The organism is Kitasatospora sp. NPDC059646, assembly GCF_042734615.1.
In the GTDB taxonomy this organism is placed as follows: domain Bacteria; phylum Actinomycetota; class Actinomycetes; order Streptomycetales; family Streptomycetaceae; genus Kitasatospora.
In genome coordinates, this window is sequence record NZ_JBHWDS010000017.1 from 104,517 (window position 1) to 117,474 (window position 12,958).

A 12,958-nucleotide genomic window follows, 5' to 3' on the forward strand; every position below is an offset into this window, starting at 1 on the left:
AACGGCTGGATCCCGGTGGGTGTGTTGGCTCGCTGTCACGATGCCGCGCTGCCGACGGGCGGCCCGCGTCCGCGGCGTGCCGTTCGTTCGGTGCGAGCGGGGCGTCTGCCGGTCGTCCTGGTCGGTGGGCGCTTGCCGGGGGCTTCGCCGTTGGGGCGTCAAGGATCGCAATTCGTCCGAGTGTTCGCTTGTCGCGTGGCCGGTCCGCCGTCCGGTCGGCCTCGCGGAGCGGGAATGCCGGAGGGGCGCCGACCGGTGGATTACCGGGTGGCGCCCCTCGGGGTGATGGGGTGTCAGGAGGCGGGCTGGGCACCGCGTTCGGTGAGCATGCCCGTGATCAGGTCGATCTCGGCCTTCTGGCCGTTGACCATGGTCTGGGCGAGTCGCTTCTCGACGTCGTTCTTCGCCGCGTCCACGTACGCCTGGGCCATCTCCACGCCGCCCTTGTGGTGGGCGAGCATCAGCTGGAGGTAGAACACCTCGGCGTCCCGGCCGTTGAGCGTGCGGAGCTTCTCCAGGTCGGTGTTGGTCGCCATGCCGGGCATCAGCGAGCCGTCGTGGGCCTCGTAGCTGTGGCCCATCCAGGCCATCGGCTTGGCCGCGCTGGCCTGGGTCAGGCCCCACTGGTCGAGGAAGCCCATCAGCATGCCGCGCTGGTTCGCCTGCGTGTTGATGATGTCGAACGCCAGGGTGCGGACCGGCTGGTCCTGGGTGCGGTCGCGGACGATGAACGACATGTCGATCGCCTGCTGGTGGTGGGCGGCCATGTCGCGGGCGAACCCGGCCTCCGGCGAGTCGGTGCTCGGCGCGGACGCGGAGCTCCCGGCCGCCGGGGTGCTGCTGGAGACCAGCGCGGGCACCCCGAGGCCGAGCGCGACCACGGCCGCGAGCGCGGCCGGCCACCACAGCGCCCGGCGCCGCCGACCGCCGGCCGACTCCGCCGGCTGCGTCCCGTCGCCGGTCACATCGTGCCCGAGCTGCAGGAGGCGCCCGGCTCCTGGGTCTGCGGACCCTGCACGTACTTGGTGAAGAACTGCTCGATCCGCGGGTCCTTCGCGGAGTCCACCACCAGCTGGGTGCCCCAGGCGGACAGCGTGATGGTGCCCTCCTCGTCCGGGTAGGGGCTCATCATGCTGTACTGCGTGGCCTTGACCTTGTCGCCCAGGGTCTTGATGTCGTCGGGCGTGGCCTTGCCGTTATAGGTGACCCAGACCGCGCCGTGCTCCAGGGAGTGGACCGCGTTCTCGTTCTTGATCGGCTGGTCGTAGACGTTGCCCATGCAGGTCGCCCAGACCGGGTTGTGGTCGCCGCCGACCGGCGGGGTCTGCGGGTACTTGACCTCGGTCTGCACGTGGGTGCGGGACAGGTTGTCCCAGGTCTTGACGCCCTCGATCGGCGACTTCGCCTGGGCGGCCTTCTGGTCCTTCTTGTGCTTGGCGTCCAGCGCGAGCCAGGTGCCGCCGCCGATCATGGCGAGTACCAGGACGCTCGAGACGCCGATGGTGAGGATCTTGTTGCGGCGCTCACGGCGCTGCTCGGCGGCGCGCAGCTCGGCGATCCGGGCCCGGCGGTCGGCCTGCTGGGCGGCCTTGCTGCCCGGCTTGGGCTGCTTGCCGGTGGGCCTCTGGTCGGACTGCTTGGAGGCGGAACCCATGGTTGTCTTCCTTGTCCCCGCCGTGGCGCGCACGGCGGTCTGCGGTGAGGTGGGGGCAGCGGAGCCGCCGACCGCCCCGCGCACGGGGAACGGGCCGGCGGTGGGTTCCGCTCAGGACCGGTGAACCTGGAGCACGTGCAGATCGGGCGCGTGGTGCGGCCCCGTCCGGACCTCGTACACCGGGGCGGCGGGCGAGGCGGCCGGGGCGACCAACTGCGGCAGGACGACCGCGCCGGGTTGCGGGGGCGCGTTCGGCAACTGCGACTCCGGGCCGCAGAAGGAGTGGCTGGAGCAGCCGTGACCGGGGATCCTGGACGGCCCGTCGGCGGTGCACAGGATGCGCACGCCGGTGCCGGCCGCCGGCCACGCGTGCTGGTGCGCGGCCGGGGCGCCGGTCCGGTCCGTGACGGCGGCCGCCGCCGGGACGGCCGGCACCGCCTGTACGGACGTGACGGGCCCGGCCGGCGGGGTGCTGGTGGTGGTGGCGGCGTTCGCCGCGCACGGCAGCAGCGCCAGCAGGGCGGCCAGCAGCAGGGACCACAGCACCGCCACCGGGCGGAGTGCCGCGTACGCGGTCCCTTCCCGGGGTCGAGTGCGAAGTCCTGGCGCGGTCATGCGCACATATTAATCAGCCGATCGGGTGAAGCGATGCCCCCCTTGGGCTCCGATTTTCGGTCCGAACAGCCCATCGAAGGGCCCAGGAGGCCCGCTGGTGGCCGACCCCGACCGGCAATGGCCGGAACCCTCCCCGGCCTTCCGTGCGATGTTCCGATTCGCGGACAGCGTCCTCGGTCCTTGGGAAGAATGGCGTGACGTCCGGCACCCCCACGGATCAGGAGCCGTCAGTTGAACGAGCAGGGCGCACCCAGGCCGACCCGACCCGACGACGCCTGGTGGCACACCGTCTACGCGGGCCCCGCCGACACCCTCCCCGACACTCCCGACGCCACCGCCGACACCACCTCCGTGGACGACTGGTTCACCACCGCCGCCGGACTCGTCGCCCCGCAGCGCAGTCCGGTCGAGGACGCCCCGCAGCGCAGTCCGGTCGAGGACGCTCCGCAACGGGGCCCCGTCGAGGACGCCCCGCCGCCCGTCCGGGACGAGACCCCGCTCCCCGTGCCGCCCCCGCGCAGCTGGGCCGAGGCCGCCTGGCCCGAACTCCGGCCCACCGAGGACGAGCCGTCCGACCCCGTCGGACAGGCGCCGCCGCCCGAGCCGCCGAACCTGGTGAAGGCCCCGGTCGTTGCGGAGCCGGAGCCGGAGCCGGAGCCGGAGCCGGAGCCGGAGGCCGAGCCCGTGGCAGGGCCGGTGCCGGCGCCGGAACCCGACGCGCCGGCGGCCCCGCCGTCCGAGCGCGGTGCGCCCTGGCGGGGGCCGGACGCGCCGGCGGTGCCGCACGTCGGGGAGCGGCCGCCCACGTACGCGGCCGAGCCGACCGCGCTGCCCGTGTCCGACCCGGCCGCCCTGGCGTCGGTGGTGCCCGACACCGCCATCGACGGCGCCCAGTTCGCGGCGACCACGCTGCGCGCCGTGTCGATCCGCGGCGACTCCGCCCGCTACCGAGGTGAGCCGCGGCGCGACGCGCTGCTCACCGTCCGGTTCGGGGACGCCGAGGACGGGCTGGTGCTGGCGGTGCTCGCGGGCCCGGCGCGGCGCGCCGACCCCGAGTGGGGCTGCGCGGCGGCGGCGGACGCGGCCCGCCAGTTGGCCGCGGCGATCGGCCGCAGCCGGGCCGAGCTCGCCGCCGACCTGCGGGCCGGGGCCCGCGACCGGCTGCGGTACGGCCTGCAGCGGATCGCCCTCCAGGCGGCGGCCCGGCTGCGGACCGAGGGCGCGGAGCCCGCGCCGGACCCGGCGCCGGTGCCGGAGGAGACCGCGTCGCTGCACTGCCTGCTGATGTCGACCGACCCGGCGGCCACCCACCGGGTTGCGTTCGGGACCGGGCCGGGCGGCCTGTACCTGCTGCGGTCCGGGCACTGGATCGACGCCTACGCGGCCCGGCTGCTCCACCACCCGGACGGCCACCCGCCGTTGCCGCCGGCCGCGCTCCCCGCGCCGCGCCCGTTCCGGTTCCGGCTGGTCCCGGCCACTTCGGGCGACATCCTGCTGCTGTGCACCCCGGGCCTGGCCGATCCGATCGCCGAGGAGCCCGCCGTCGCCCACTTCCTGTCCAGCCACTGGGCCCACCCGCACCCGCCGGGCACGGTCGACTTCCTCCGCCAGATCCAGGTCCGCGCCAAGGGCTACGCCGACGACCGCACCGCGGCCGCCGTCTGGACGGAGTGACGCCCCGTCAGGAGTCCGGTGCGGCGCCGAGCAGGGCGCGGGCGGCCGAGACGGCGTGGGCGGTGGCCGCCTCGCGGCTGGTGGCGGGCAGGCCGATGGCGAGCGGGACGGCCAAGCCGTCGAGCAGGGCGCGGAGTTGGGCGGCGCGTTCGGCGGCGGGGACGCCGCCGACGGGCGCGAGGACGCCGGTGGCGAGGCCCTCGGTGATGAGCGCGGTGAGGTCGTCCTGCCAGGGGGTCTCGATGTCGAGCTGGCCCTGGCGGAGTTCCGCGGTGCCGGGGGAGCGGCTCCACACCTCGATCCACAGGATCCACCGCGGGTCGCCGGGGCCCTCGGGCAGGTAGAGGTCGACGTAGCGGCCGAGCCGTTCGAGGACGGGCAGGTCGCGGCGGGCGAGTTCGCGGGTGCGGCGTTCGCCGAGCTGGGTCTCGCTCCAGCGGAGGGTCTCCAGCAGCAGCTGGTCCTTGCTGCCGAAGTAGTAGAGCAGGTGGCCGGCGCTCATGCCGAGTTGCTGGCCGAGGCCGGCCATGGTGAGGCGGGCGAGGCCGTGTTCGGCGATGGCGGCGCGGGCGGCCGCGTACACCTCTTCCCTGGGGCGGGCCGGGCGGCGGGTGCGTGGCGGGGCCATCCGCTCTCCTCGTTGCTGGCTGTCCGGGGTCCAGTCTCCCGCACGGGGTGGGGCGGGGGTGTGGCCGGGGGTCACCAGCCGGTGTGTTCGCGTCCCTCGGCGGTCTCCTGCCGGCCGTCGTCGAGGCCGGCCCGGTAGGCCTTGCGGAGGACGGCGGCGGCCTGTTCGCGGTCCAGCCCGGGGGCGAGGCGCAGCAGTTCGTCGGTGAGGTCGTCGAGCGTTTCGGGTGTCATGGTTCCATGACACCCGGTCAGCGCCGGGCCCGCCCCTCCGCGGCGGCGGGGCGGGCCCGGACGGGCGGTCGGCGGGTGGTCAGCCGATGGTGGCGGCGTAGGAGGTCTCCGCGCCGAAGCCCCAGGCGGGGGTGGCGTCCCACGGGTTGTCGAGGACGTCGTCGGTGGCGTACGCGTACCCGGCGCCGCGGGTGAACGCGGTGTCGAGGACGGTGTGCATCGCGGCGGCGTCCGGGACGGCGTGGACCAGGTGCCAGTACGAGGTGCCGTTCGGGTCGAACGCGGCGCCCGGGTAGTAGCCGGCGGTCAGGTTGAAGACGTTTCCGCCCAGGTAGGAGCTGGTGTAGGCGGCGTAGGTGCCCTCGAAGGTGACGAAGGTGTCGGCGGTGCGCCTGCCGGGCTCCAGGAAGCAGTCCTGGACGGCGGTGCCCGGGTTGTTCACCACCAGTTCCTGCGCGGCCGGGTCGATGGAGTGGACGATCGCCTGGACCTGCTGGCGCAGGTCGAGGTAGTAGTCGCGCTCCGCGTTGTTGTCGCCGCACTCGCGGCTGGTGGTGTCGAAGAAGATGCCGTCGACGTGCAGCTTGCCGTCCCCGGTGACCAGGTAGTTGCGGACGGACGCGAGCACGGCGGCCTTGTCGCGCTTGCCGCGCTCGGTGTGCACGTAGCCCAGCACCCGGGTGTGCTCGCCGGTGGCGGTGGTGCGGGCGCGGAGCGCGTCGGCCCGGGCCTGCCAGGAGGCGTCGAACGGGTTGTCGCCGTTGTTCGGGTTGAGGATGACGATCGACGCCGCGGGCTGGGCGGCCTGGACGTCGAGCAGCATCTGCTGGTTCGGGTAGGCGTAGGCCGGGACGCCGATCTCCAGGCCGCGGGTCGCGCCGGTCTGCGCGGTGGTGGCGGCTCCGGCCTGCGGTGCGGCGGTGGCGCCGACGGCGAGCAGAGAGCCGAGGAACAGGGCAGCGAGCCCCTTCGCGCGGATGCGCATGCGTGGATCCCCCAATGCTGGGCGGGCGTCCCCCTGACGCCTGCACGGGCATGCTAACCGGCGACCCGCGTGCGGAGGCCGGATGTCGGAGATCGTCTGCGGGTGTTCACCGGCGGCCGGACGGACCCGCGGGCGGAACCTCGAAGGGAGGCTCCGCCCGCGGCCGTCGGGGCGTCAGGCCTTCGGCTGCTGCTGGGTGATGCAGTGGATGCCGCCGCCGTTGGCGAAGATCTCGCGGGCGTCGACCAGTTCGACGGTGCGGCCCGGGTAGGCCTTCTCCAGGATCGCCTTGGCCTCCTGGTCGCGCGGGTCGTCGAAGGCGCACAGGACGACGACGCCGTTGGCGACGTAGTGGTTGATGTAGGAGTAGTCGACCGGCTCGCCGTCCTCGTCGAACAGAACGGTGGGGGCGGGGAGTTCGATGACCTCCAGCGGGCGGCCCTGGGCGTCGGTGGCGGCGCGGAGGATCCCGGCGAGCTCCTGGCAGACCTCGTGGTCCGGGTGGGCCGGGTCGGGCTGGGAGTGCACCACGACGGTGCCGGGGCGGACGAACGCGGCGACGATGTCGATGTGGCCGCGGGTGCCGAACTCGTCGTAGTCGCGGGTCAGTCCGCGCGGCAGCCAGATCGCCTTGGTGGTGCCGAGGTGGGCGTGCAGCTCGGCCTCGACCTGCTCGCGGGTCCAGTCGGCGTTGCGGCCCTCGCCGAGCTGGACGGTGTCGGTGACCAGGACGGTGCCCTCGCCGTCGACGTGGATGCCGCCGCCCTCGTTGATCAGGCGGGAGGCGAAGCGCCGGACGCCGGCCAGTTCGGTGACGTGCTCGGCGATGTGCCGGTCGTTGTCCCAGCGGGCCCAGGACTGCGCGCCCCAGCCGTTGAACACCCAGTCGGCGGCGGCCGGTTCACCGTCGGCGGAGATCAGGAAGGACGGGCCGATGTCGCGCATCCAGGCGTCGTCCAGCGGGCGCTCGACGATCTCCACCTCGGGGGAGAGGTAGGGCCGGGCCTGCTCGGTCTCGCCGGTGTTGACGACCAGGGTGACCGGCTCGTGGCGGACGATCGTGTTGGCCACCTCGGCCCACGCGCGGCGGGCCGCGTCCAGCTGCTCCGCCCCGTCGAAGGTCGGGTTGGGGGTGGGGAAGGCCATCCAGGTGCGCTCGTGCGGGTGCCATTCGGCGGGCATCCGGAAGCCGAGCGAGGCGGGAGCGGGGGAGGTCATGGGGTGCAAGTCCTAAGGGAGTGAGGGGAGTTCACAGGAAGTACAGGCGACTGAGGGAGACCGAGTCGGCGGGTGCGGAGCGCAGTGGCTCGCCGTCCAGCGAGACCAGCCCGGTCGCGGAGACGTCGACGTGCCCGAGCCGGCCGTTGCGCAGCATCGAGCGCGGGCCGATGCCGCGGGTGCCGCGCACCCCCACGCGCCGTCGCCGGGTGGGCAGTTGGTCGCCCGCGACGTCCAAGTAGGAGGCGTCGGCGGCGGCCTGGGCGACGAAGGCCACCGAGATGTCCGCGGCGGTGGCGCCGTGCGCGCCGAACTGCGGCCCCAGCACCAGGGGTTCGCACCGGTCGGTGGAGGCGTTCGGGTCGCCGACCACGCCGTACGCGGGGAAGCCGGCCTTGAGCACGAGCTGCGGCTTGGCGCCGAAGTGGTCGGGTCGCCACAGCACGATGTCGGCCAGCTTGTCGACCTCGATCGAGCCGACCTCGTGCGAAAGGCCGTGCGCGATGGCCGGGTTGATGGTGAGTTTGGCGATGTAGCGCAGCACCCGCTCGTTGTCGTCGCCGCCCTCGGCGGTGCCGTAGGAGCCGGTGCCGTCGAGCGGGCCGAGTTCGGCCTTCATCTTGCCGGCCATCGCGAAGGTGCGGCGCACCGTCTCGCCGGCCCGGCCCATGCCCTGGGCGTCCGAGGAGGTGATGCCGATGACCCCGAGGTCGTGCAGCACGTCCTCGGCGCCCATCGTGCCGGCCCGGATCCGGTCGCGGGCCATCGCGGCGTCGCCCGGCAGGTCGGGCTTGAGGTCGTGCGCGGAGACGATCATGTCGTAGTGCTCGCCCAGCGCGTCCCGGCCGAACGGCAGGGTCGGATTGGTGGAGGAGCCGATGACGTTCGGCACGCCCGCCATCTTCAGCACGTTCGGCACGTGGCCGCCGCCGCAGCCCTCGATGTGGAAGGCGTGGATGGTGCGCCCCTCCAGCACCGCGAGGGTGTCCTCCACCGACAGGCACTCGTTCAACCCGTCGGTGTGCAGGGCGACCTGGACGTCGTACTCCTCGGCGACCCGCAGCGCGGTGTCCAGCGCCCGGGTGTGCGCGCCCATGTCCTCGTGCACCTTGAAGCCGGACGCGCCGCCCTCCGCCAGCGCCTCCACCAGCGGTGCGGCGTCGGAGGACGAGCCGCGGCCCAGGAAGCCGATGTTGACCGGCCAGGCGTCGAAGGCGTTGAACGCGTGCCGCAGGGCCCACGGCGAGTTGACGCCGACGCCCCAGACCGGGCCGAACTCCTGGCCGATGACGGTGGTCACGCCGGAGGCGAGCGAGGCCTCCATGATCCGCGGCGACAGCAGGTGCACGTGGGTGTCGATGGCGCCCGCGGTGGCGATCAGGCCCTCGCCGGAGACGATCGTGGTGCCGGTGCCGACCACCACCTCGACGCCGTCCAGGGTGTCCGGGTTGCCGGCCCGGCCGATCGCCGAGATCCGGCCCGCCCGGATGCCGATCGAGGTCTTCCGGATGCCCTGCACCGCGTCGATCACCAGCACGTTGGAGATCACCACGTCGCAGGTCTCGCGGACCGCGGCCGGCTTCAGGTGCAGCCCGTCCCGGGCGGTCTTGCCGAACCCGGCGAGGAACTCGTCGCCCGGGGCCTGTGAGTCGGATTCGACCCGGACGATCAGCCCGGAGTCGCCCAGCCGGACCCGGTCGCCGGCGCGCGGGCCGTGCACCGAGATGTAGTCGTGCGGGGTGATGGCGCTCATGCGCGGTCCTTCCTGCGGCGGCGGGGGGTGGCGGTCACTGCGCGGGCTCCGCGTCGTCGAACTCGGTGAGGTAGCCGGTCGCCCGGGCCTTGGCCAGCGCCGCGTCCTTCGCGCCCGGCGCGTCCAGCGGTCCGTCGACCAGGCCGGCGAAGCCGATCGCGACCCGCTCGCCGCCGATCGGCACCAGGCCCACCTCGACGGTGGTCCCCGGGTCGAAGCGCACCGAGGAGCCGGCCGGCACCGCCAGGTGCATGCCGTACGCGGCGGCCCGGTCGAAGGCCAGCCGCGGGTTGGACTCGAAGAAGTGGAAGTGCGAGGTCACCGAGATCGGCACCGAGGCGGTGTTGTGCACCGGCAGCAGCAGCTGCTCCTCCACCGGGTCGTAGCCCGCGCCGGAGCCCGGCAGGGCCGCGCCCGGCGCCCCGTCGCCCAGCGAACCCGCGCCGCGGAACGGGTCGTTGACCACGGCGAGGCGCGTCCCGTCGTCGAACACCGCCTCCACCTGCACCACCGTCACCACGTCCGGCACGCCCGGCAGCACGTCATCGGCGCTCAGCACGGAGCGGCCGGCCTCGATCGCCTCGGCGAGGCGGCGGCCGTCGCGGGCCGCCTCGCAGACGGTGTCGGCGATCAGGGCCGTCGCCTCCGGCACGTTCAGTCGCACGCCGCGCGCCCGTCGGGCGCGGGCCAGCTCGGCCGCGGTGAAGATCAGCAGCCGGTCCCGTTCGGTGGGGGTCAGTCTCACGGTGCCTCGCTCGTCGAGGGGGGACGGAGGGTGGTCGGTGAAGCGTCTCGGAGCAGTTTAGAACGACGTTCAAACGTGAGCCCCATTGAACCCGCGGCCGCCCGTCGTGTCCAGCGTCCGACCGCAGACCCGGGACGCCCCGCAGGCGCACGGGGAAGGAGTGGGAGAACCGGTCGGAAGGTGTGCGGAATTCGTCTGCACCGCTCGGGCGCGCCGATCCGATCGTGCGAGGATCGCACCGAGGACGAGCTGACGCACCGTCACGTACACCCCGCCCGGCACCCCGGGCCGGGCGGGCGCGCCCCGGCTCGTCCGCGTGCCCGCGCACGCCCTTGCGCACCGTTCACCACGGGCGTAGGGGCGGATCACTGTTGCAAACGCCGCCGAGTGGGCATGAGGATGACCAGAAGTGGCCGCAGGGCCGGTGGGGGACCGGAGCGGCCGTCCGGAACGAAGGCGGGGGCTTACGAAGGTGATGGACGGTCAGGCAAGATTCCCGCGGCAGCGCTCGGCCTCGCGCCGGGAGCAGACCGACCAGCAGGGGCCGGCGCACCTCCCACCGCACCCACCGGTCAGGCCGCAGCCGCACGCGCAGAGCGCCGCCCCGGTCCACCAGCCGGAGTGCGCCCTGCACCGCCGCCTGCACGCCACCCTGGACGCGGCGGACCTGCCCGCCGTGGGCGCCGTCCGGCGCCGGCTGCGTGCCGCACTCGACCGCTGGGGCGTCCCCGAGCTCGCCGACACCGCGGAGCTGCTGACCTCCGAACTCGTCACCAACGCGCTGGTGCACACCGGCAAGGGTGCCGAATTCGACGCGGTGCTCACCGCCGAACAGCGCCTGCGGGTCGAGGTGCACGACCGCACCAGCCGGCTGCCCGGCCGCCGTCCCCCCAGTGAGAGCGCCACCTCGGGGCGCGGCCTGCTGCTGGTGGAGGCGCTCGCCGACGACTGGGGCGTGCAACTGCGCGGCGACGGAAAAGTCACCTGGTTCGAGCTGTCCGTGCTCTGAGCGGCCCACCCCCAACCGGCGGAACCAATTCCGCACCGGCCACTGCGCGGGTCCGAACGGGTGAATATGCCGGGCGGGATCGTGTGCGATCTGTACCGTCCGGGGCACCGGCATTGCCGCCTTGCCGAACATACGAGAGGCTAGTGAGAATGTGTGCCAGTAGGCACACGCAAACCATCGCGGTCCGGCCGGCCCACCAGGGGATACGGATACCAGCGACCGCCAGGCAAGGCACCGGCAGGAGAAGCATGGCCACCGAGCCCGAGGCGCCTGGGCCCGCCCGCCGAACCCCGCCCGCCCAGGCCACCAGGAACGGCACCCCCGCGAACCCGCTGCGCACCGCCGCCGGCCGCGCCGTGCCGACCACCGCCCGCGGCCTGCCCACCCGCACCGGGGACTCCACCCCCGAGTGGCTCGAACCGGCGATGGCCGCCAACGGCATCGGCTCCTACGACTGGGACATCCGGCGCGACATCCTGGTCGGCGACCGGCGCGCCTGCGCCATCCTCGGACTCACCGGCCAGTCCTTCGACCGCACCTCCGGCTCCTTCCTCGCCCTGCTCCACCCCGAGGACGCCCCCGTGGTGCGCCGCCGGGTCGAACGCGCGGTCGCCGAACTCGGCCAGTGCGGCGCCTACTACCGCACGGTCTTCCCCAACGGCGAACTGCACGCCGTGCGCTTCCGCGGCCGGGTCCTCGCCGACGCCTTCGGCCGCCCCTCCCGGATGGTCGGCTTCGTCTGGGACGCCACCGTCGAACTCCACAAGCGCGAACGCGCCGACGAACTCGCCGTCCTGCGCGAGGAGCGCTCCCGGTTCATCAAGGAGGCCGCCCGCGCGCTGTCCGAGGCCGTCACCGTCCGCGACGTCGCCCGGGTCTTCACCGAACTGCCGCTGCCCGGCCTCGGCCCCGACGGCCTCGCCCTCGCCTCCCTGGAAGCCGGCCGGATCGCCCTGCTCGGCTCCAGCGGCTACCGCAACGCGCTCAGCGACCAGTTCGACCGGATCCCGCTCTCGCCCAGCCACCCCGCCGCCGAGGCGATCAGGCAGCGCGCCCCGATCTTCGTCTCCAACCGCGAGGAGTACCGCGAGCGCTACCCCGACGCCTGGGACTGGGCCGAGAACAGCGGACGCTCCTCCTGGGCGTTCCTCCCGCTGATCGCCAGCGGCCGCCCCACCGGCGTCTGCGTGGTCTCCTTCGACGACGCCCGCGAACTCGACGCCGACGAGCGCACCCTGCTCTCCACCCTCGGCGGACTGGTCGCCCAGTCCCTCGCCCGGGCCCGGCTGCACGACGCCGAACACGAGCTCGCCGCCGGCCTCCAGCGCGTCATGCTGCCCCGCACCGTCCCCGCCGTCCCCGGCGTCACCACCGCCGTCCGCTACCTCGCGGCCGGCTCCGGCCTGCAGATCGGCGGCGACTGGTACGACGTCGTCCCGCTGCCCGGCGGCCACGTCGGCCTGGTCATCGGCGACGTCCAGGGCCACGACGTGCACGCCGCCGGCATCATGGGCCAACTCCGGATCGCGTTGCGCGCCTACGCGGCGGAGGGCCACCCGCCCGCCGCCGTCATGGCCCGCGCCTCGCGCTTCCTCGCGGACCTCGACACCGACCACTTCGCGACCTGCACCTACGCCGAGGTCAACGTCGACTACGGCGTGGTCTACGCCGTCCGGGCCGGCCACCTCGACCCGGTGGTGCGCCGCGCCGACGGCACCGCGCACGCGGTGCCGGTCGCGGGCGGGCTGCCGCTCGGCGTCGCCCCCGACGAGGAGTACCGGGTCACCCGGTTCAGCCTCGACCCCGGCGAGACCGTGCTGCTCTGCACCGACGGCCTGGTCGAGGCCCGCGACATGGACCTCGACACCGGGTTCGCCCGGCTCTGCGAGACCGTCTCCGCACCGCTCCCCGCCGTCGGCGAGTCCCCGCGCGAACCGCTCGAGGAACTCGCCGACCGGATCGCCTCCCAGGCCGCCGACACCAGCGAACGCGAGGACGACATCGCCCTGCTGCTGCTGCGCTGGGACGGGCCCGCGGGCGGGCGCGCCGCGCAGCAGCTGCGCCGCCGGATCGGCCAGGCCGACCTCGCCCGGATCTCCGAACTCCGCGCCGAACTGCGCGACGCGCTGCGGCGCTGGGGCGTGCCGGAGCTCATCGACACCGCCGAACTGCTCGCCTCGGAGCTGGTCACCAACGCGATCCGGCACACCGACCGGGACGCGATGTTCACCGCGCGGCTCTACCAGGACGGCGGGCGGGCCCGCCTGCGCGTCGAGGTCGAGGACGAGTCCGACCTCTGGCCGACCCGCCGCACCCCCGGCGAACAGGCGTCCTCCGGCCGCGGCCTGATGCTGGTCGAGGCGCTGGCCGACACCTGGGGCGTGGAGCCCCGCGGCTCGGGCAAGCGGATGTGGTTCGAGCTGAGCAGTTAGCGGCTCGCCCGC

12 protein-coding genes are annotated in these 12,958 nt (G+C 74.1%); 3 read left to right on the forward strand and 9 right to left on the reverse strand.

What is annotated here, in order from left to right; all coding sequences use genetic code 11:
* Positions 1-293 precede the first annotated feature (293 nt).
* From ACFV1L_RS14970 to ACFV1L_RS14980, 3 genes are all read right to left on the reverse strand, one after another.
* Positions 294-965 carry a DUF305 domain-containing protein gene (locus tag ACFV1L_RS14970; RefSeq protein ID WP_380365936.1) on the reverse strand — a complete coding sequence of 224 codons (672 nt, stop codon included), beginning with the start codon at positions 963-965 and terminating at the stop codon, positions 294-296.
* Positions 962-1,654 carry a DUF3105 domain-containing protein gene (locus ACFV1L_RS14975; protein WP_380365937.1) on the reverse strand — a complete coding sequence of 231 codons (693 nt, stop codon included), beginning with the start codon at positions 1,652-1,654 and terminating at the stop codon, positions 962-964. The genes ACFV1L_RS14970 and ACFV1L_RS14975 overlap by 4 nt, the downstream gene beginning before the upstream one ends.
* Before the next feature lie 111 nt (positions 1,655-1,765).
* Positions 1,766-2,269, reverse strand: coding sequence for a hypothetical protein (locus ACFV1L_RS14980; RefSeq protein WP_380365939.1), 504 nt, complete (start codon positions 2,267-2,269; stop codon positions 1,766-1,768).
* A gap of 231 nt (positions 2,270-2,500) precedes the next feature.
* On the opposite strand from ACFV1L_RS14980, the gene ACFV1L_RS14985 reads away from it, so the two are divergent.
* A complete protein-coding gene (locus tag ACFV1L_RS14985; RefSeq protein ID WP_380365941.1) occupies positions 2,501-3,943 on the forward strand; it encodes a hypothetical protein in 1,443 nt (480 codons plus the stop codon).
* A 7-nt stretch (positions 3,944-3,950) separates the two neighbouring features.
* Here the strand turns inward: ACFV1L_RS14985 and ACFV1L_RS14990 are convergent, their stop codons facing one another.
* From ACFV1L_RS14990 to ACFV1L_RS15015, 6 genes are all read right to left on the reverse strand, one after another.
* The gene (locus tag ACFV1L_RS14990; RefSeq protein WP_380365943.1) at positions 3,951-4,571 is read right to left on the reverse strand and encodes a TetR/AcrR family transcriptional regulator; all 621 of its coding nucleotides are present in this window, start codon (positions 4,569-4,571) and stop codon (positions 3,951-3,953) included.
* Between the two features lie 71 nt (positions 4,572-4,642).
* Positions 4,643-4,804, reverse strand: coding sequence for a hypothetical protein (locus tag ACFV1L_RS14995; RefSeq protein ID WP_380365945.1), 162 nt, complete (start codon positions 4,802-4,804; stop codon positions 4,643-4,645).
* Between the two features lie 79 nt (positions 4,805-4,883).
* On the reverse strand, positions 4,884-5,789 hold the full coding sequence (locus ACFV1L_RS15000; RefSeq protein WP_380365947.1) for a spherulation-specific family 4 protein: 906 nt from the start codon (positions 5,787-5,789) through the stop codon (positions 4,884-4,886).
* Positions 5,790-5,963: 174 nt separating this feature from the next.
* Positions 5,964-7,007 (reverse strand): agmatine/peptidylarginine deiminase, encoded by a 1,044-nt coding sequence (locus ACFV1L_RS15005; protein ID WP_380365949.1) that lies wholly within the window; start codon positions 7,005-7,007, stop codon positions 5,964-5,966.
* Positions 7,008-7,038: 31 nt separating this feature from the next.
* A complete protein-coding gene (locus tag ACFV1L_RS15010) occupies positions 7,039-8,760 on the reverse strand; it encodes an urease subunit alpha (protein WP_380365950.1) in 1,722 nt (573 codons plus the stop codon).
* Positions 8,761-8,794: 34 nt separating this feature from the next.
* Positions 8,795-9,505: an urease subunit gamma gene (locus tag ACFV1L_RS15015; RefSeq protein ID WP_380365952.1), complete on the reverse strand. Its 711-nt coding sequence runs from the start codon at positions 9,503-9,505 to the stop codon at positions 8,795-8,797.
* Between the two features lie 475 nt (positions 9,506-9,980).
* Between ACFV1L_RS15015 and ACFV1L_RS15020 the strand changes: the two genes are divergently transcribed.
* Positions 9,981-10,514 carry an ATP-binding protein gene (locus tag ACFV1L_RS15020; protein WP_380365953.1) on the forward strand — a complete coding sequence of 178 codons (534 nt, stop codon included), beginning with the start codon at positions 9,981-9,983 and terminating at the stop codon, positions 10,512-10,514.
* Positions 10,515-10,762: 248 nt separating this feature from the next.
* A complete protein-coding gene (locus ACFV1L_RS15025; protein ID WP_380365955.1) occupies positions 10,763-12,946 on the forward strand; it encodes a SpoIIE family protein phosphatase in 2,184 nt (727 codons plus the stop codon).
* Positions 12,947-12,958 lie beyond the last annotated feature (12 nt).